Source organism: Pseudorhodobacter sp. MZDSW-24AT (genome assembly GCF_002794355.1).
GTDB lineage: Bacteria > Pseudomonadota > Alphaproteobacteria > Rhodobacterales > Rhodobacteraceae > Pseudotabrizicola.
Window position 1 is genome coordinate 667,706 of record NZ_PGOI01000007.1, and the last position, 17,705, is coordinate 685,410.

Consider the following 17,705-nt stretch of genomic DNA (forward strand, 5'->3'; position numbering starts at 1 on the left):
GTCATGGATTTGCCATTTTTCGGCCCGCTAATTGATGTACATTAAATTAAATAGTCCGTTGTCGTGACGGCCATTCAAACAGAGCGAGTGCTATGAAGCATAAGAAAGTGACCAAAGCAGTCTTTCCGGTTGCAGGGCTTGGGACGCGGTTCTTGCCGGCCACCAAGTCAATCCCCAAGGAGATCATGACCTTGGTGGACCGCCCCCTGATCCAGTATGCGATCGATGAGGCGCGGGCTGCGGGCATCACGGAGTTCATCTTTGTGACCAGCCGCGGAAAGTCGGCGCTTGAAGATTACTTCGACGTGGCGCCCGAGCTCGAATCGGCGTTGCGCAAGGCGGGCAAGGATCAGCTGCTTGAGGTGCTCAAGGACACCAACATGGACAGCGGCGCCATTGCCTATATCCGCCAGAACCGGCCGCAGGGTCTGGGACATGCGGTGTGGTGCGCCCGTCGGCTGATCGGAAACGAGCCCTTTGCCGTGCTGTTGCCCGATGATGTGATCGCAGCGGAAAAGCCCTGCCTTCAGCAGATGATCGAAGCTTATGCCGAAACCGGCGGCAACATGGTGGCCGCGATGGAAGTGGCGCCTGAAAAGGCCTCTTCCTATGGGGTTCTGGACATCGCCAATGACATGGGCTCGATTGTCGAAGCCAAGGGCATGGTGGAAAAGCCGCGGATGGGCACTGCCCCTTCAAACCTTGCCGTCATCGGCCGTTACATCCTGTCGCCCGAGGTTCTGACGAACCTCAACTCCATCAAGCAGGGTGCGGGCGGTGAGATTCAGCTGACCGACGCGATCGCCGAGGAAATCGGCAAAAGCAAGGTCTATGGCTATCGCTTCCGGGGGCAGCGCTATGACTGCGGGTCCAAGGCTGGCTTCCTGCAGGCCACCGTGGCCTTTGGTCTGGCCCGCCCGGATCTGCGGGATGAGTTCGGGGTGTATCTGAACGATATGGTCGCACTGCAGAAAGCCGCGCAATAAGGCCTGTGCATGGCAGGGCTCGCCCACAGGCTTTTGGCGCTTTTGTCAGCGGCCGGGCGGGCCTATGGTCTGAGAACACGAAGGCGGCGCCATCTGTGGCGCGCCTTTCGCAGCCGACGCAAGGTGCAGGCGGTCAAAGATCGCAGCGGCACCATCCGGCCGCGGGACATCCTGTGTTTTATGGCGGTGCGTAACGAAATGCTGCGTCTGCCGCATTTTCTTGACCATCACCGCAGTCTTGGGGTCGATCACTTCCTGATCGTCGACAATGACAGCACCGATGGCACCCGCGATTTCCTTGCCGCGCAGCCGGATGTTTCGCTGTGGCATACCCCCTCTAGCTATAAACAGGCGCGGTTTGGGCTTGATTGGGTGACATGGCTGCAGATCCGCCATGGCCATGGTCATTGGACCCTGACACTGGATGCCGATGAGCTGCTGATCTACCCCTATTGGCAAACCCGCCCTTTGCCCGCGCTGACCGCTTGGCTTGACGATCAGGGTTTGGCGGCGATGGGTGCGATGATGCTGGACCTTTATCCGGAAGGTCCGCTCTCGGCGGCTGAGATCGCGTCTGGCGGCAACCCGCTGTCGGTGCTGCGCTGGTTCGATGCGGGCAATTACGGTGTGCAGCTCCAGCCGCGGATGGGCAATCTGTGGATTCAGGGCGGGCCGCGCGCGCGCATGTTCTTTGCCAAAGATCCGCGCCGTGCGCCCAGCCTGAACAAGATCCCGCTTGTGCGCTGGAACCGGCGCTTTGCCTATGCCAATTCCACACATGCCCTGCTGCCGCCGCGGTTGAACAGGGTCTATGCCACCGACGGGTCCGAGCAGATTTCCGGTCTTTTGCTGCACACGAAGTTTCTGCCCGAGATCATCGCCAAATCCGCCGAAGAAAAAGCGCGCAAGGAGCATTTCGCCAACAGCGCGCTTTATGACGACTATTATGACAGCGTCACCCGCGACCCGGTGCTGTGGTGCCCCGAATCCGAAGCTCTGGGCAGTTGGCGGCGGCTGGAGGCGCTGGGGCTGATGTCGCGCGGCGGCTGGATCTGAGGGGAGCGCCCCAAGGTCTGCCCGGCGACCGGGTGAATTCGATTGCCAAGTGAGGGCAATTCATTAAGTTTGAGGGCGCAAAGCAGAGAGATGCGGAGAGCGGGGCCATCGGGAGTGGGCTTTGTTCCTCTGCATGAAAACGTGTCTGTTCGTGCGCTTGCGGGGATCGGGTCGCTGCCTTGGGTTTTCTGTCATCCTATCGCTTACGTTGGCATCGCAGGCGCTTGCTTTTTCGCGGTTGGCGCAGCCGGCATGATCTGACGGTGGTGGCAGATCGCGCTGACGGTCAGCGCGATGACGCCATCTTTGCCTTCACCACCTTGCGCAATGAAAAGATCCGGCTGCCCTATTTCCTGACGTATTACCGCAATCTGGGCGTGAACCATTTCTTCATGGTCGACAACGGCTCTACCGATGGGTCGCTGGAGTATTTGCGGGCGCAGCCCGATGTTTCGCTTTGGCGGACGGAAGCAAGTTACAAAGACAGCCGCTTTGGGATGGATTGGCTGAACCATCTTTTGCGCCGCTATGGGCACGGCCATTGGTGCCTGACCGTCGATCCCGACGAGTTTTTCATCTATCCCTTTTGCGAAACCCGCCCGATCCGTGCGCTGACCGACTGGTTGGATGCCACCCAGATTCGCACCTTTGCGGCGATGTTGCTTGACATGTATCCGAAGGGTCCGATCACCGCGCAGATCTATCGAGAGGGGCAAGACCCTTTCGAGATTGCGCAATGGTTTGACAGCGGCAATTACCAGATCAGCCGCAACCCTGCCTATGGCAACCTCTGGGTTCAGGGCGGGCCGCGCACCCGGATTTTCTTTGCCGAAAACCCGAAACAGGCCCCGGCCTTGAACAAGATCCCTTTGGTGAAATGGCATCGGTCTTATGCCTATATCAGTTCGACCCATATGCTGCTGCCGCGGGGCTTGAACCTTGCCTATGACGCATGGGGCGGAGAAAAGGCCTCGGGCGTGCTGTTGCATGCCAAGTTTCTGAACACCTTTGCCGCCAAGGCGGATGAGGAGATCCGGCGCGGCCAACATTATGCCGCAAGTGCCGAATACAAAGCCTATCAGCAAGGTCTGGCCGCGCATCCCGACGTGTGGTGCCGGTGGAGCGAGAAGTATATCAACTGGCGTCAGCTTGAGATTCTGGGGCTGATGTCCAAGGGCAACTGGGCATGAAGGGAGCAGGCGCGTGACGGTGGGCTTTGTGATGCTGTGCCATACGGCACTGGGTCGCGCGGCTCAGGTGGCGCGGCACTGGGCCGAACGCGGTTGCCCGGTCGTCATCCATGTTGATCGCCGGGTGGCGGCCAAAGCCTATGCCGGGCTGACGCAGGATCTGGCTGATCTGCCCAATGTGCGGTTTTCGGGCCGACATGCCTGTGAATGGGGAACCTGGGGCATCGTTGCTGCCAGTCAGGAAGCGGCCACGGTGATGCTGCGTGATTTTGCCGATGTGCGGCACGTCTATCTTGCCTCTGGCTCTTGCCTGCCGCTGCGCCCGGTTGATGAATTGCGCGCCTATCTTGATGAGCGTCCGAACACCGATTTCATCGAAAGCGTGACCACCGAAGATGTGGGCTGGACGGTCGGCGGCCTTGATTACGAACGGTTTACCCTTCGCTTTCCCTTCAGTTGGCGCAAGCAGAAGTGGTGGTTCGATACATATGTCAAACTTCAGCGCAGGGTGGGCTTTCGCCGCAAGATCCCGGCAGAGTTGGTGCCGCATCTGGGCAGCCAATGGTGGTGCCTGACGCGGCAAACGCTTTCGGCCATTCTTGAGCACCCAGACCGCGCCAAGATTGACCGCTATTTCCAGAAGGTCTGGATCCCGGATGAAAGCTATTTCCAGACGCTGGTGCGGCAGGTGTCGCGCACGGTGGAAAGCCGGTCGCTGACGCTGTCGAAGTTCGATTTTCAGGGCAAGCCGCACATCTTTTACGATGACCATCTGCAATTGCTGCGGCGGTCGGATTGCTTTGTTGCCCGCAAGATCTGGCCCGATGCGGTTCGGCTTTATGCAGCCTTCCTGTCAGAGGATCGCAGCCGACAGGCCGCCGCAGAGCCGAACCCCGGCAAGATCGACCGGCTGTTTGCCAAGGCCGTGGAACGGCGTGTGAAGGGCCGCCCCGGGCTTTACATGCACAGCCGATTCCCACAGGAAAACTTTGAAAACGGGCGCACCGCGGGGCCGTATTCGGTGTTTTCCGGCTTTGCCGATGTGTTCGAAAACTTTGAGATCTGGTTGTCCAAGGCCAGTGGGGCGCGGGTGCATGGCCATTTGTTCGCGCCGGACCGCGTGCATTTTTCGGGCGGGGAAACGGTTTACAACGGCGCGCTGTCCGACAGTGCCAAGGTGCGCGACTATAATCCCAAAAGCTTTCTGACCAGCCTGATCTGGAACACGCGCGGGGAACGTCAGTGCTTTCAGTTCGGCCCCACCGACACGCAAGAGCTCAACTGGTTCATGTCTCTGGACGGAAACGCGCAGATTTCTGTCATCTCGGGGGCTTGGGCGGTGCCCTTGTTCCACTCCAACCAGAACTTCGGCGACATCCGGCGCGAGGCGGCGCGCCTGCAAAAGATCGAGCAAGAGTTTCTGAACATCCTGCGCGCGCCCTCTGCCAAGGCGCGTGTGCGCATCTGGTCGTTGGCCGATTTCGTGGAAAACCCGATGGAGCCCTTGCAGACCATCATGGATGAAATCGGCCCGCGTCAGGGCCGCCGTCTGAGCGAGGTGCCGCGGATGGCGGATCTGACGGGGTTCGGCCAGTTCCTGCAAAACCTGCGCAATCAGGGCATGCAGCCGGTGCTGATGGGGGATTTCCCGGTGGGCCATGATCCGGCAACCAAATCCACGCGCCGCGGGCGCCCCTATCTGGTGAAATGAGTGGCGGCGCGGTTTGACAGTTTCGTGATGTTCGCGGAGATGCGGACGGGCTCGAATTTTCTGGAAGCCAATCTGAACGCGATGCCCGGCGTGGTGTGCTACGGTGAGGTGTTCAATCCTCATTTCATCGGCAAGAAGGATCAGACCCGCCTGTTTGGCTTTTCCCTCGCGGATCGTGAGGCTGATCCGATGGCGCTGATCCGCGCGATGCGGGCGCAGACTGCTGGCCTGTCCGGCTTTCGCTGCTTTCACGACCATGACCCGCGCATCGTGCAACCGGTGCTGGACGATCCGCGCTGCGCCAAGATCATTCTCACGCGCAATCCGATTGAAAGCTATGTCAGCTGGAAGATCGCGCAGGAAACCGGTCAATGGAAGCTGACCCATGCCAAAAACCTGAAGACGGCGCAGGTGCGATTCGACGCCGCCGAGTTCGAGTTGCATGTGGCCCGCTTGCAGGCGTTCCAAATGCGGCTGCTGCATGGCTTGCAGGTCAGCGGGCAGACCGCGTTTTACATCGACTATGAGGATATCAACGATCTGGACGTGCTCAACGGTCTTGCGGCCTTTTTGGGAAGGGAGGGGCTGCCCGGTCTGGATGGCAGCCTGAAAAAGCAAAACCCCGAAGAGATCGCGCAAAAGGTTGTGAACCCCGATGAGATGGAGCGGGCACTGGCCCGGCTTGATCGATTCAATCTGGCGCGCACGCCCAATTTCGAACCCCGCCGCGCGCCGATGGTGCCGCAGTTTCTGGCGGCGCGGACGGCGGGTCTGCTTTACATGCCGGTGCGGGGCGGACCGGTCGCGCAGGTGACGGGCTGGTTGCAGGGGTTTGGGCCGCTGGACGGGGAGTTTACCCAAAAAACCCTGCGCCAATGGAAGCGCGCCCGGCCGGGGCATCGGTCTTTCACCGTGCTGCGCCATCCCTTGGCCCGCGCGCATGAGGTGTTTTGCACCCAGATTCTTGGGGGCGGCTTCGACCAGATCCGCGATCAGATGGCCAAGCTGCACAAACTGGACCTGCCGCCCTTGGGGCAGGATTACCCGGATGTGGCGGCCCATCGCGCGGGTTTCCTTGGCTTTTTGCGCTGGATCAAGCTGAATCTGGCGGGCCAGACCAGCGCCCGCGTCGATGCGCATTGGGCCAGCCAAGCGGCGGTGCTGCAAGGCTTTGGCGCCTTTCAGGCCCCCGATCTGGTTCTGCGGGAAGAGGGTCTGGCCGCCGGTCTGGCCTTTCTGGCGGCGGAGGTTGGGCAAAACCCGGCACCCCTGCCGCCGCCTGTGGCGCATGGCTTTACCTCCTTGCAGGCGATCTATTCTGCCGAGCTGGAGGCCGCCGCGCGCGATGCCTATGCGCGCGACTATCTGGCCTTTGGTTTTGCCGATTGGCGGGATCAGCCTGCCAGATAGCGGGCGAGCGTTTTTTCGGTGCCTTCCGTCCAAAGCCTTTGCAAGGCCGTGGCAAAGGCGGCGGCAAAGCGCGGGTCTTGCCCGGTGTCGCCATAAATCGCCCGCTGCGCGATCCAGATCGACGGGTCGGCCTTTGCCGCCAAGGCAAGCCGCTGCAGGTTGGTCCAGTCGGGATCGTTCGGTTCGATCACGGTGCCCTGATCCGTGGTTCCCGCGCAATAGCGGCACCACAGCGCCGAGACCAAGGCCAGCCCTTCGATCTTACCCCCGGCGGCCAGCGCGTCGCGCAGCGACGGGATGATGAACTTCGGCTGTCGGTTCGATCCGTCCAGACAAAGACGCCGCTCGGTATCGGCCACCTCGGGGTTGCTGAAACGGTCGCGGATCAGCGCGTAATAGGCGGCAAGGTCCGTATCGGGCACCGGGGCGACGTAAGGAATGATCTCCTCGCGCTCCACCTTGTCCAGAAAGCCGCTGATGAGCGGGTGGGCCATGGCCTCGTGCACGAATTCCACATCCATCAACCCGCCCGGATAGGCGATGGTGGCATGGCCGCCGTTCAGGATGCGGATCTTCATCGCCTCATAGGCATGCACATCCTTGGTGAAGGTGACGCCCACGCGTTCCAGCGGCGGGCGCCCGGCGGGGAAATGGTCCTCCAGCACCCATTGCCGGAATGGCTCGCATGTCACCGGCACCGGGTCCTCGGACAGACCGAACTCGGCTGCCATCGCGCGCTCACGCGGGCCGGTCGCGGGGGTGATGCGGTCCACCATGCCATTGGGGAAGGCGACATTGGCCTGCACCCACGCGGCAAAACCCGGGTCCGACAGGCGCGCCAGCCCGACCACGGCTGCCTGTGTGACATGCCCATTGCCGGGAAGGTTGTCGCAGCTCATCACTGTAAAGGGCGCAACACCCGCGGCATGACGGGCGCGCAAGGCGGCAAGGATGGCGCCAAAGGCCGTGCGCGGTGCCAAAGGATGCGCCGCATCATAGGCGATTTCCGCATGATCAGGGTCGAATTGGCCCGAGGCCGGGTCGATGAAATAGCCGCCTTCGGTGACTGTCAGGCTGACGATGCGGATGGCCGGGTCTGACATGGCGGCAATCAGCGCCGCATTGTCGGCCTGCACCTCGATAAAGCCGGTCATTGCGCCCACCCGGCGCGCGGTGCGGCCCTTGGGGTCGAGTTCGATGATGGTGGACAGGCAATCCTGCGCCAGCATCGCGTCCCGCATCCGGGCATCGCCGTCGCGCACGCCTGCACCAAGGATAGCCCAATCCTGCGCCAGACCCATGGCCATCAGGTCATCCAGATACACCGCCATATGCGCGCGGTGAAAGTTTCCCAAGCCGATGTGCACAATTCCCGGCGTCAGGGCGGTGCGGTCATAGGCCGGAAGGGCAACGGGTGGGGGTGTATGCGTCATCTTAGGCCATCCAATTTCCACCATCGACGCCAAAGCATTGGGCGACGATGTATTTTGCCTCTGCGGTGGCGAGGAAAATCGCCATCCCGGTCAGATCTGCGGCGGTGCCCATGCGGCCAAAGGGAACGGCGGCACCGACTTCGGCCTTTTTCTGGCCCGGTGCCTTGCCTTCGTATTTGGCAAAGAAGGCATCGACGCCGTCCCAATGCGCGCCCTCCACCACGCCGGGTGCGATGGCATTCACATTGATCCCATGCGCGATCAGGTTCAGGCCCGCGCTTTGCGTGAGAGAGATGACGGCGGCCTTGGTGGCGCAATAGACACTCACAAGGCCTTCGCCGCGCCGTCCGGCTTGGCTGGCCATGTTGATGATCGTGCCGCCTTGGCCACGGTCGATCATGTGCCGCGCGGCGGCTTGCGTGCAAAACAGCGTGCCTGCCACATTCACCGCAAAAAGACGGTCATAATCGGCGCGCGACACTTCGGCGATCGGGGCGGCGGAAAACAGCGCCGCGTTGTTGATCAGGATGTCCAACTGGCCCATTTGGGCAATCGCAGAGCCGAAGGCAGCATCAATGCTGTCTTGCCGGGTCACATCCAGATGCAGGCCAATCGCCTGCGGCCCAAGGCTCTGCGCGGCCTGCGCCACGGCACCGGCGTTGATATCGGCCAAAGCCACCCGCGCGCCTTCGGCAATATAGGCGCGGGCGAACTCCAGCCCGATGCCACGCGCGGCCCCCGTGATCAGCGCGGTTTTTCCTTGCAACCTCATGCCATTGCCTTTCCATCAGCGCCAAAGCGCAGCAATTTACCGGGCTGCGGGGCCATCCGAACCGTGTCGCCGGGGTGCATCATCACCTCGCCCCCGGCGCGCACCGTGAGCGTGCCAAGGGGGCCTGCGTTGACCTTCAGGAAAGTGTCAGAGCCAAGATGCTCGGACAGGCCAACCACACCCTCCCACGGTCCATCGGCGCTGATATCGATGTGTTCGGGTCGAATTCCGATGGTGGTGGCGGCGTGTTTGGCCGCCTCGGGCCCTTCGATCAGGTTCATCTTGGGGCTGCCGATGAAGCCCGCGACAAACAGGTTGGCGGGGCTGCGATAAAGCTCCATCGGGCTGCCGACCTGTTCGATGCGACCTGCGTTCAGCACCACGATCTTGTCGGCCATGGTCATGGCTTCGACCTGATCATGGGTGACATAGATCATCGTGGTCTTCAGGCTTTGGTGCAGTTCGCTGATTTCCTGCCGCATCGAGACGCGCAAGGCGGCATCAAGGTTGGACAGGGGTTCGTCGAACAGGAAGGCCGTCGGTTCGCGCACGATGGCCCGCCCAATCGCCACGCGCTGCCGCTGCCCGCCGGAAAGCTGGCCGGGGCGGCGATCAAGGTAATTGCCAAGGTTCAGGATCTTGGCCGCATGGTTCACGCGCCGCTCTTGTTCGGCCGGGTCCATGCCTGCCATTTTCAGCGGAAAGGCGATGTTCTTGCGCACCGACATATGTGGGTAAAGCGCGTAGGATTGGAACACCATCGCCAGTCTGCGCTTGGCGGGCGGCAGGTCTGTCGCATCCACCCCGTCGATCGAGATGATGCCGCCAGAGGTATCCTCTAGCCCCGCGATCAGCCGCAACAGGGTCGATTTTCCGCAGCCCGAGGGCCCTACGAAGACGACAAATTCGCCGTCCTCGATGGCCAGATCAATGCCGGGGATGACATCCACCTCGCCAAAGGATTTGCGCACTTGTGTCAGGGTAATCATTCCCATGTCGTCCTCACTTCACCGCGCCGAATGTCAGGCCGCGCACGAGTTGCTTTTGACTGAACCAGCCAAGGATCAGGATTGGAGCGATGGCCATGGTGCTGGCCGCCGAAAGTTTCGCGTAGAACAGGCCCTCGGGGGAGGAATAGCTGGCGATGAACTGCGTCAGCGGCGCGGCCTGTGATGTTGTGAGCTGCAGGGTCCAGAACGCCTCGTTCCACGCGAGGATGATGTTCAGGAGCAGGGTGGAGGCGATGCCCGGCACCGCCATCGGCGTCAGCACATAAAGGATTTCCGACCGCAGGCTTGCGCCGTCCATCCGCGCGGCTTCCAGAATCTCGCCGGGGATTTCCTTGAAATAGGTGTAAAGCATCCAGACCACGATCGGCAGGTTGATCAGCGTCAGGACGGCCACAAGCCCGATGCGGCTGTCCAACAGACCGAAATCGCGGAACAGAAGATACATCGGCACCAGAACGCCCACGGCGGGCATCATCTTGGTCGACAGCATCCACATCAGCAGATCCTTTGTCCGCCGGCCCGGCACAAAGGCCATGGACCACGCCGCCGGAATGGCAATCGCCAGCGCGATCAGCGTGGAGCCGACCGAGAGGATGACCGAATTCCAGAAATGCCGCCCATAGTTCGACCGTTCCTGCACGTCGTGATAGCTTTGCAGCGTCCAGTCGCTGAACAGCACCTGCAGCGGGGTCTTGATCGCATCGCCTTCGGATTTGAACCCAAGGATGATGATCCACAGGATCGGGAAGAAGATCAGAAAGCCCATGGTCCAGGCTGCGGCGGTTACAACGGCTTTGCGGGTGTTTGAAACCTTGCGCGCCATCTTAGGCCTCCAGATTCTTGCCGATCATCCGCATCAGGAAGATCGCAACGATATTGGCCAGAATGACCGCGATGATGCCGCCCGCAGAGCCGCCGCCCACGTCGTAGTTCAAGAGTGACTGGGCATAGACAAGGTAGGTGAGGTTGGTGGAGGCCGTGCCGGGGCCGCCATTGGTGGTCACCAGAATCTCGGCAAAGACCGACAGCAGGAAAATCGTCTGGATCAGGATCACCACGGTGATCGACCGGGTCAGATGCGGGACCGTCAGATAGAAGAAGCGCTGAAAGCCATTCGCGCCATCCATCTCGGCTGCCTCTTGCTGCTCGCGGTCAAGGCTTTGCAGCGCCGTCAGCAAGATCAGCGTCGCAAAGGGCAACCATTGCCAAGCCACGATGAGGATGATCGAGGCCAGTGGCGCATGGGACAGGAAATCAAAGGGCGGCAGGCCAAGTGCCTTGGCGATATGGGCGAAGATGCCATTCACCGGGTTCATAAACATGTTCTTCCAGACCAGCGCCGAAACAGTGGGCATCACGAAGAACGGCGCGATCACCAGCACCCGCACGATGCCTTGGCCCCAGAAGGGCTGATCCATCAGCAGCGCCAAGAGAATGCCACCCACCACCGTGATGCACAGCACCCCCAGCACGAGGATCAGCGTGTTCGACAGTGCGGCCCAGAACGCAGGCTGGTTCACGAAGTAGTAGTAATTCTCGAAGCCAACGAATGTCTCCATTCCCGGCATCAACAGGTTGTAGCGCAGCGTGCTGAAATACAGCGTCATTCCCAGTGGCACGATCATCCACAGCAACAGCAGGATGACGGCGGGGGAAAGCATCAGGCGCGCAGCAGTCCGGGAATGGGCGGTTGCCATCGGCTTGGTCCTTGATCGGTATGGGGCAGGGCGGCGCGTGGGGTGCCGGGCGCATGGTCCCGGCACCACAAGACGCGGAGAGGTGGCGCCGGACGGAGGCCCCCGGCGCCACAGGGAGGACAGGTTACTTGATGTAGCCCGACCGCGTCATTTCGGTGGTCACCAGCGTTTGTGCGGCTGCCAGTGCGTCTTCGGCGCTCATGGTGCCGGCAAGGGCGGCGCTGAACTGCTGGCCGACAGCGGTGCCAAGGCCTTGGAATTCGGGGATCGCCACGAATTGCACGCCGAGATAGGGCACCGGGTCCACAGTCGGGTTGTTGGGGTCCGCCGAGTTGATGCTGTCGAGCGTCATCTGCGCGAAGGGCACCTTCTGGTATTCCGGGTTCGCGTAAAGCGACGCACGGGTGCCCGGAGGCACGTTGGCCCAGCCTTCCTTGGCGGCAACCACTTCCAGATACTCTTTCGACGTGGCCCAAGCGACAAAGGCCTTGGCGGCATCAGCCTTCTGCGTGCCTGCCGGAATGCCCAGCGACCATGCCCAGAGCCAGTTGCCGCGCTTGCCCTTGCCGGTATCGGGGGCCAGCGCAAAGCCAACCTTGTCGGCCACGGTGGAATCGGCCGGATTGGTCACGAAGGAGGCGGCGACGGTGGCATCGATCCACATGCCGCACTTGCCTTGCTGGAACAGCGACAGGTTTTCGTTGAACCCGTTGTTGGCCGCACCGGGCGGGCCGTATTCGTTCATCATCGCCAGATAATCGGTCAGCGTGGCTTTCCACGCTTCACCGTCGAACTGCGGCTTCCAGTTTTCGTCGAACCAGCGCGCGCCATAGCTGTTGGACATGGCGGTGAGGAAGGCCATGTTTTCGCCCCAGCCCGCTTTGCCGCGCAGACAGATGCCGTATTGCTCTTTCGACTTGTCGGTCATCGCGGCGGCGGCGGCCTTGATGTCATCCCATGTCGGCGCGTCTGGCATCGTCAGGCCGGCGGCTTCCATCAGATCCTTGCGATACATCACCATCGAGGATTCGCCGTAGAAAGGCGCGGCATAAAGCTCGCCATCCACGGTCAGGCCGCCCCGGATCGCGGGCAGCAGATCGTCGACGTCATATTCGGCGGGCAGATCGTTCAGGCTGACCAGCCAGCCTTGTTTGCCCCAGATCGGCACTTCGTAGGTGCCGATGGTCAGCACGTCAAACTGCCCGCCTTTGGTGGCGATATCGGTTGTCACGCGCTGGCGCAGGACGTTTTCTTCCAGCGTCACCCATTCAACCTTGATGTCGGGGTGTTTGGCATAGAAGTCGTCCATCAGGCCTTGCATGCGGATCATGTCGCCGTTGTTCACGGTGGCCACGGTGATGGTGGTCTCGGCCATGGCGGCACCCGCCAAGGTCAGCGAAACCGTCGCGCCAAGCAGCGCGCGGAGCGTCAGTGTCATGGTATCCTCCCTATCAGCGAATGAGCAAATCATCGCTTGATGGGCAATTACTCACACCAGCCCCCGGTGCGTCAAGCCCCTTCCTTCGCCGCAATTGCAAAGGAACTAAAGCGCCAGAACGGCGCGCGCGGTCAGCTCATCGGTGATCAGGCCATTGATGATGCGGGCTTTCAGCGCCGCCGCGATGGGCGCGGCCTTGGATGCGCCCGCAGCAATGCCCACCGCAGGGCGTGCAAGTTTTGGCTCCACCCGCACGCCTCCGGTGCGGGTATTGGTGCCCACATCCAGATAATGGCCGTTCGAATCAAACACCCAACCGGCCACTTCGCCCACGGCCCCGGCGGCGCGCATCTGGTCAAGCTCGCTGCGCGTCACGAATCCGTCGGCCAGCAGCGGGGCATCGTCGGACATCTGGCCCACACCCACGAACACCACATCGGCGGTGCGCGCCAGATCGGCCACCCGCCGCACCGGGGCCAAAGCGTGAAAGGCGTCCCGCTCGGCCCCGGTGGGCGAAATCACGGGCACCAGCATCGGATAATGCGGCGCCCGCACCTTGTCGGACACCCGCATGATGACATCGAAAAAGCTGGCCGACCCATCCGGGGCGATGTTCCCGATCAAGGACACCAGCCGATGCTGCGGCGCTTCGACCGGGGCCATGGCATCCACCATCCCCCGCATCGCCCGCCCGGTTCCCAGCGCAATCGTCAGCGGATCTGTCTGCCGCAGCACGCGCTCCAGCTCGGCGGCGGCGGCGGGCGCGATGGACAGCACCGGATCGGCTCCGCCCAGCGAAGGCGATACCCGGCAGCGCCCCAGACCATAGCGGTCACGCAGCGCCGATTCCAGATCAAGGCACGCCCCGATCCGATGGTTCAGCCGGACATGGATCAGTCCGTCGGCCATCGCTTTCGCCACGAGGCGCTGGGCCCGCTGTCGGCTCACCCCCAGTTCGGCGGCGATCTGGTCCTGCGTCATGCCAGCCACGTAATACAGCCAGCCGGCGCGGGCGGCATCATCTTGCGGGGTGGGGTCGTTGGTGTCGATCCGGCTCATGCCTGCCTCATGGCGTCGGGGGCCAGCCGAGCAAACTCTGCAAATGACCCAAAGCGCAAGTCCGGGCGGGCTTCTGTCGCCGCTTCGAGCGTCAGTCCGGCCATATGGCTGCCTCCGGTGAATTGCCAGACGGTCATCCCGGCTGCGCGCGCGGCGGCCACCCCGGTGAGGCTGTCTTCGATCACCAGACAGGCTTCGGGTGCAAAGCCCATCTGGCTGGCGGCGAAGAGGAACAGATCGGGCGCAGGCTTGCCGCGCGCGACTTGGCTTGCGGTAAAGACGCGGTCGCCCAGCTTTTCCCACAAGCCCACCAGCCGCAACGACATTTCCGCGCGGCGTGGGCTGGAAGAGGTCGCCACGCAGCATGGCACCGCAAGCGCATCAATCACCTCGCGCACATGCGGCATGATCTTCAACCCCGCGCGAAAGCCTTCCAGCAGGCGGTTGCGGTAATCGTCTTCAAAGCTGGGTGGCAGGTCCAAGCCGAATTCTGCCCGGATCTGCGCCATCACCACCGGGTAGCTGCGGCCCAGAAAGTGCCGGGCGACATAGGGCAGATCAATCTGCACCCCGCGCTCGGCCAGGGCTTCAATCAACATGCGCGCGCTGATGATCTCGCTGTCGATCAGCACGCCATCACAATCAAAGATCACACAGGCGCGGCCCATGCGGCCGTCAGGCCGCTTGCGGCGTGCGGGATTCGGTCAGGATGGCGTGCAGCTTGGCCGGGTCCGTATTGGCCCGCAGCTTGGCCACCACATTCTGGTCGCGCATGGTGCGGCTGACCAGCGCCAGCGCCTTCAGATGGTCCACCCCGGAATCCTTTGGCGCGAACAGGCCAAAGATCAGATCCACCGGCTGGCGGTCCACGCTGTCATAGTCCAGCGGTTTTTCGAGCCGGATGAACACGCCCACGATACGGTCAAGATCTTCCAGACGCGCATGGGGCAGGGCGATGCCATGGCCCACACCTGTGGGGCCAAGGCTTTCGCGTTCTTGCAAGCCGTCCACGGCAATGGCCGCCGTCAGCCCGTAGCATCCGGCCACCATCTCTCCCAATTCCTGAAAGAGACGTTTCTTGCTGGTGATCTGCCCGACGACGCGAACGGCGCCGGGCGTAAGAAGCTTTGCTAAATCCATGGACGGTCGTGTTCCTGAACAGCCAACCGGCTGCCCCTATTTGCTGTTGCGCGGGTCGATCCAGCCTATGTTGCCGTCATCCCGGCGATAGACCACATTCACCCCGCCATGCCCTTCATTGCGGAACACAAGCATCCGGTTGCCATTCAACTCCAGCTGCATCACGGCTTCGCCGACGGTGATAGACGGAATCTTCGTCTCCATCTCGGCGATCACGATGGGCTGGAGGCTGTCTGGCTCCACATCCTCGGCGTCCTCGGTTGGGGCGAGGATATAAGAGGATGCGCCGTCGAATTCAACAGGTGACGTTCGGGCAGAATGGTGGTTGCGGATGCGACGTTTGTAGCGACGCAGCTGCTTGTCCATCTTTTCGCGGCAGGATTCGAAAGCAGCGTAGATTTCAGTGGCGTGGCCTTTGGCCTGCGCGGTCAGTCCGGTGGAAAGATGGATCACGGTTTCGCACACATATTCATGTGCAACCCGGGAAAAGACGATGACGGCCTCGGTCGGGCGCTGGGCGTATTTCTCGACCACTTCGCCAAGTTCGGCCTTCACATGGGTTTGCAGGGCTTCTCCGATGTCGATCTGTTTTCCACTGATCTGATAGCGCATGATGTCTCCTCCGCGCGGCTTCTTGCTCTGGCCCCGGGCAATGCGCCCGGGCCCAAAGGTCTTCTCTCTTTGACATGGGGACCGATGGCGCATCTGCAAGGTGGCGGGGCCGGAAGGCGGCCGCGGGGCAGGTCTTGCACATGGCAGGGTCTTGCTCGCATCCTTGGCATTTGGCGACAGGGATGCCCGGCTTGTCAACCGAATCGTCGCGCGAATGTCATCGGGCTGTGATCCGGCTTTGGCCGTGCAAAGCCGGATTCCCGCCGGGCCGGATCAGGAAATGCGGAAGTTCTGGCCCAGATAGACCCGGCGCACGGTTTCATCGCGCACCACCTCATCGGTTGTGCCGCTCATGAGCACGTGGCCGTCGTGCAGAATATAGGCGCGGTCCACGATATCCAGCGTCTCGCGCACGTTGTGGTCGGTGATGAGCACGCCAATCCCGCGCGACTTGAGATCGTGCACCAAGCCGCGGATTTCCCCCACCGCGATCGGGTCCACGCCCGCAAAGGGCTCGTCCAGCAGCAGATACTTGGGGTTTGCCGCCAGACAGCGCGCAATCTCTACCCGTCGCCGTTCGCCGCCCGAAAGCGCCAGCGCAGGGGCGCGGCGCAAATGGGTGATCGAGAATTCCGACAGCAGTTCTTCCAGCCGTTCACGCTGTTTGTGGCGGTCCAGATCGGTGATCTCGAGCACGGCCAGAATGTTGTCTTCGACGGAGAGGCCGCGAAAGATGCTGACCTCTTGCGGCAGGTAGCCAATGCCTAGCCGCGCGCGGCGATACATCGGCAGGGCCGTGACATCCTTGCCATCAATGATGACCTGCCCGCCTTCTGGCGTGACCAGCCCCGCGATGGAATAGAAGCAGGTCGTCTTCCCCGACCCGTTCGGGCCCAAAAGCGCCACGACCTCTCCGCGGCTCAGCTCCATCGACACGTCGCGGATCACCGGGCGCTTCTTATAGCTTTTGCGCAAGGACCGGATCACAAGGCCCGCGCTGCCTTGGGTGACGGATAGGGACGGCGCCGGGGTCAAGGTGCCGATCCGGGGGTAAACACGGTCTTGACGCCGCCCGTCATGGTTCCGGTGCCATCGGTCAGATTCACCGTCAGCGACTGGCCGGAAATCGCCGCCTGGCCTTGGGTCAACAGCACATCGCCTGTCATCACCACTGTGCCGCTGGCAATCGTGTAAACAGCCTCGGCGGCTTCGGCTGCGTCGGTCGGGCTGACCAGAGTCACGCCCTCACTGGCAATCAGCCGAGCGATCCCGTCGCCCCCTTCGGCATATTCCACCCGGATCTCTCCGGCTGAAAGGCGCATCTCGCCTTGCTTGGCCACCACATTGCCTGTGAACAAGGCCGCCCCTGTGGCCTGATCCACCGAGAGCGACTCGGATGTGACTTCGACGGGCAGCGAGGTGTCCTGTTGCAGCCCGCCAAAGCGGATGTCCGCCTGCTGCGCAAGAGCAGGCGCGGCGCAGAGCACCGCCAGAGTAAGGGCACGCAAGAACTGTGACATGATCTGCCTGTCTAAAAAAACAACATGGGCTCAATTTTCCGGTGCGTATACCAGCTTCACGGCCCCATTGAAAACCAGAAGATAGCTGCCATCGCCTTCGGGGGCTTCGGTCAGACGCATGGTGTTGGCGGTCACAACCCCTGCGGGTCCGGTGGCTGTCACGGCGGAGGGCAGCGAAATGTCGGTCGAATCCATGGCTGCCGTCATCTTGTCGCCCCGAACCTCCCAACCGGAAGAGGAGGTGACCGTGACACCGCCGGAAAACAGGATCTGCCGCGCAGACGGGTCGATCTGCGCGGCCCCGGCCTGCAGTTCGGTGCGCGCGCCGTCCGGCGTTTCCAAAAGCCCGTTCAGCACCGCCGCGCTTGGCCCGGCCCCGGTCTCTGTCTGTGGACGCGCCTCATCCGCGCTGATGGTCAGGGCCGCGCCATCATCCGTCAGCCCGGCAAAGGTGGGTGCGGTCATCCGCGGTTCGCGCAGGCGGTCTTCGACATCCACCTCGGCAAAGGGAATCGCGCTTTCGGGGTCAATGGTGCGTGCCACCAGAAACAGCGTCGAGAGAATCGCAAGCGCAAGCAGCGGCAGGACAATCTTGAGCCAGCCGATCAATCTGCTGTGGAAATCCGATTGTGCCATGTGAATGCTGCTCTCTTGCGCCAAAGGCTACAGGC

Annotated in this window: 18 protein-coding genes; 5 read left to right on the plus strand and 13 right to left on the minus strand. The window is 62.0% G+C overall.

All coding sequences use genetic code 11. From position 1 onward, the window contains the following. Window positions 1-92 precede the first annotated feature (92 nt). The 5 genes from galU to CUR21_RS09285 all read left to right on the plus strand — a co-directional run bounded on the left by galU (window position 93) and on the right by CUR21_RS09285 (window position 6,353). Window positions 93-986, plus strand: coding sequence for a UTP--glucose-1-phosphate uridylyltransferase GalU (gene galU, locus CUR21_RS09265; protein WP_100196694.1), 894 nt, complete (start codon window positions 93-95; stop codon window positions 984-986). 9 nt (window positions 987-995) lie between these two features. After that, window positions 996-2,042, plus strand: coding sequence for a glycosyltransferase family 2 protein (locus CUR21_RS09270; RefSeq protein ID WP_100196695.1), 1,047 nt, complete (start codon window positions 996-998; stop codon window positions 2,040-2,042). Window positions 2,043-2,221: 179 nt separating this feature from the next. Continuing rightward, a complete protein-coding gene (locus CUR21_RS09275; RefSeq protein ID WP_100196696.1) occupies window positions 2,222-3,232 on the plus strand; it encodes a glycosyltransferase family 2 protein in 1,011 nt (336 codons plus the stop codon). 13 nt (window positions 3,233-3,245) lie between these two features. Next, window positions 3,246-4,943 carry a beta-1,6-N-acetylglucosaminyltransferase gene (locus CUR21_RS09280; protein ID WP_100196697.1) on the plus strand — a complete coding sequence of 566 codons (1,698 nt, stop codon included), beginning with the start codon at window positions 3,246-3,248 and terminating at the stop codon, window positions 4,941-4,943. Beyond that, on the plus strand, window positions 4,944-6,353 hold the full coding sequence (locus CUR21_RS09285; RefSeq protein ID WP_100196698.1) for a nodulation protein NodH: 1,410 nt from the start codon (window positions 4,944-4,946) through the stop codon (window positions 6,351-6,353). Here CUR21_RS09285 and CUR21_RS09290 read toward each other — a convergent pair. From CUR21_RS09290 to CUR21_RS09350, 13 genes are all read right to left on the minus strand, one after another. Next, window positions 6,338-7,786 carry a mannitol dehydrogenase family protein gene (locus CUR21_RS09290; protein ID WP_100196699.1) on the minus strand — a complete coding sequence of 483 codons (1,449 nt, stop codon included), beginning with the start codon at window positions 7,784-7,786 and terminating at the stop codon, window positions 6,338-6,340. The genes CUR21_RS09285 and CUR21_RS09290 overlap by 16 nt on opposite strands. A 1-nt stretch (window position 7,787) precedes the next feature. Continuing rightward, complete coding sequence (locus CUR21_RS09295) at window positions 7,788-8,558, minus strand: L-iditol 2-dehydrogenase (RefSeq protein ID WP_100196700.1); 771 nt, start codon at window positions 8,556-8,558, stop codon at window positions 7,788-7,790. Next, window positions 8,555-9,553 (minus strand): ABC transporter ATP-binding protein, encoded by a 999-nt coding sequence (locus tag CUR21_RS09300; RefSeq protein WP_100196701.1) that lies wholly within the window; start codon window positions 9,551-9,553, stop codon window positions 8,555-8,557. The genes CUR21_RS09295 and CUR21_RS09300 overlap by 4 nt, the downstream gene beginning before the upstream one ends. 7 nt (window positions 9,554-9,560) lie before the next feature. Then, window positions 9,561-10,391, minus strand: coding sequence for a carbohydrate ABC transporter permease (locus CUR21_RS09305; RefSeq protein WP_100196702.1), 831 nt, complete (start codon window positions 10,389-10,391; stop codon window positions 9,561-9,563). 1 nt (window position 10,392) lies between these two features. Then, window positions 10,393-11,265 carry a carbohydrate ABC transporter permease gene (locus tag CUR21_RS09310; protein WP_100196703.1) on the minus strand — a complete coding sequence of 291 codons (873 nt, stop codon included), beginning with the start codon at window positions 11,263-11,265 and terminating at the stop codon, window positions 10,393-10,395. 124 nt (window positions 11,266-11,389) lie between these two features. Then, on the minus strand, window positions 11,390-12,703 hold the full coding sequence (locus CUR21_RS09315; protein ID WP_100196704.1) for a sugar ABC transporter substrate-binding protein: 1,314 nt from the start codon (window positions 12,701-12,703) through the stop codon (window positions 11,390-11,392). A 105-nt stretch (window positions 12,704-12,808) separates the two neighbouring features. Next, window positions 12,809-13,762, minus strand: coding sequence for a sugar-binding transcriptional regulator (locus tag CUR21_RS09320; protein WP_100196705.1), 954 nt, complete (start codon window positions 13,760-13,762; stop codon window positions 12,809-12,811). After that, window positions 13,759-14,430, minus strand: a complete 672-nt coding sequence (locus tag CUR21_RS09325) for an HAD family phosphatase (protein ID WP_100196706.1) — start codon at window positions 14,428-14,430, stop codon at window positions 13,759-13,761. Before CUR21_RS09325 ends, CUR21_RS09320 begins: the two co-directional genes overlap by 4 nt. 7 nt (window positions 14,431-14,437) lie before the next feature. After that, entirely contained in the window at window positions 14,438-14,902 is a 465-nt protein-coding gene (locus CUR21_RS09330; protein ID WP_100196707.1) for a PTS sugar transporter subunit IIA, read from the minus strand. A 36-nt stretch (window positions 14,903-14,938) separates the two neighbouring features. Continuing rightward, window positions 14,939-15,514: a ribosome hibernation-promoting factor, HPF/YfiA family gene (gene hpf / locus CUR21_RS09335; protein WP_100196708.1), complete on the minus strand. Its 576-nt coding sequence runs from the start codon at window positions 15,512-15,514 to the stop codon at window positions 14,939-14,941. 273 nt (window positions 15,515-15,787) lie between these two features. Further along, on the minus strand, window positions 15,788-16,549 hold the full coding sequence (gene lptB, locus CUR21_RS09340) for an LPS export ABC transporter ATP-binding protein (protein ID WP_100196709.1): 762 nt from the start codon (window positions 16,547-16,549) through the stop codon (window positions 15,788-15,790). Next, window positions 16,546-17,034 (minus strand): LptA/OstA family protein, encoded by a 489-nt coding sequence (locus tag CUR21_RS09345; RefSeq protein WP_100196710.1) that lies wholly within the window; start codon window positions 17,032-17,034, stop codon window positions 16,546-16,548. The genes lptB and CUR21_RS09345 overlap by 4 nt, the downstream gene beginning before the upstream one ends. 30 nt (window positions 17,035-17,064) lie before the next feature. After that, window positions 17,065-17,670, minus strand: a complete 606-nt coding sequence (locus tag CUR21_RS09350; protein ID WP_100196711.1) for a hypothetical protein — start codon at window positions 17,668-17,670, stop codon at window positions 17,065-17,067. Window positions 17,671-17,705 lie beyond the last annotated feature (35 nt).

Excerpts from the sequence above, each read along its gene's own strand:
- galU (WP_100196694.1), top strand. The coding sequence starts at position 93 with ATGAAGCATAAGAAAGTGACCAAAGCAGTCTTTCCGGTTGCAGGGCTT.
- CUR21_RS09270 (WP_100196695.1), top strand. The coding sequence starts at position 996 with ATGGCAGGGCTCGCCCACAGGCTTTTGGCGCTTTTGTCAGCGGCCGGG.
- CUR21_RS09290 (WP_100196699.1), bottom strand. The coding sequence starts at position 7,786 with ATGACGCATACACCCCCACCCGTTGCCCTTCCGGCCTATGACCGCACC.
- CUR21_RS09295 (WP_100196700.1), bottom strand. The coding sequence starts at position 8,558 with ATGAGGTTGCAAGGAAAAACCGCGCTGATCACGGGGGCCGCGCGTGGC.
- CUR21_RS09300 (WP_100196701.1), bottom strand. The coding sequence starts at position 9,553 with ATGGGAATGATTACCCTGACACAAGTGCGCAAATCCTTTGGCGAGGTG.
- CUR21_RS09305 (WP_100196702.1), bottom strand. The coding sequence starts at position 10,391 with ATGGCGCGCAAGGTTTCAAACACCCGCAAAGCCGTTGTAACCGCCGCA.
- CUR21_RS09310 (WP_100196703.1), bottom strand. The coding sequence starts at position 11,265 with ATGGCAACCGCCCATTCCCGGACTGCTGCGCGCCTGATGCTTTCCCCC.
- CUR21_RS09315 (WP_100196704.1), bottom strand. The coding sequence starts at position 12,703 with ATGACACTGACGCTCCGCGCGCTGCTTGGCGCGACGGTTTCGCTGACC.
- CUR21_RS09320 (WP_100196705.1), bottom strand. The coding sequence starts at position 13,762 with ATGAGCCGGATCGACACCAACGACCCCACCCCGCAAGATGATGCCGCC.
- CUR21_RS09325 (WP_100196706.1), bottom strand. The coding sequence starts at position 14,430 with ATGGGCCGCGCCTGTGTGATCTTTGATTGTGATGGCGTGCTGATCGAC.
- CUR21_RS09330 (WP_100196707.1), bottom strand. The coding sequence starts at position 14,902 with ATGGATTTAGCAAAGCTTCTTACGCCCGGCGCCGTTCGCGTCGTCGGG.
- hpf (WP_100196708.1), bottom strand. The coding sequence starts at position 15,514 with ATGCGCTATCAGATCAGTGGAAAACAGATCGACATCGGAGAAGCCCTG.
- CUR21_RS09345 (WP_100196710.1), bottom strand. The coding sequence starts at position 17,034 with ATGTCACAGTTCTTGCGTGCCCTTACTCTGGCGGTGCTCTGCGCCGCG.
- CUR21_RS09350 (WP_100196711.1), bottom strand. The coding sequence starts at position 17,670 with ATGGCACAATCGGATTTCCACAGCAGATTGATCGGCTGGCTCAAGATT.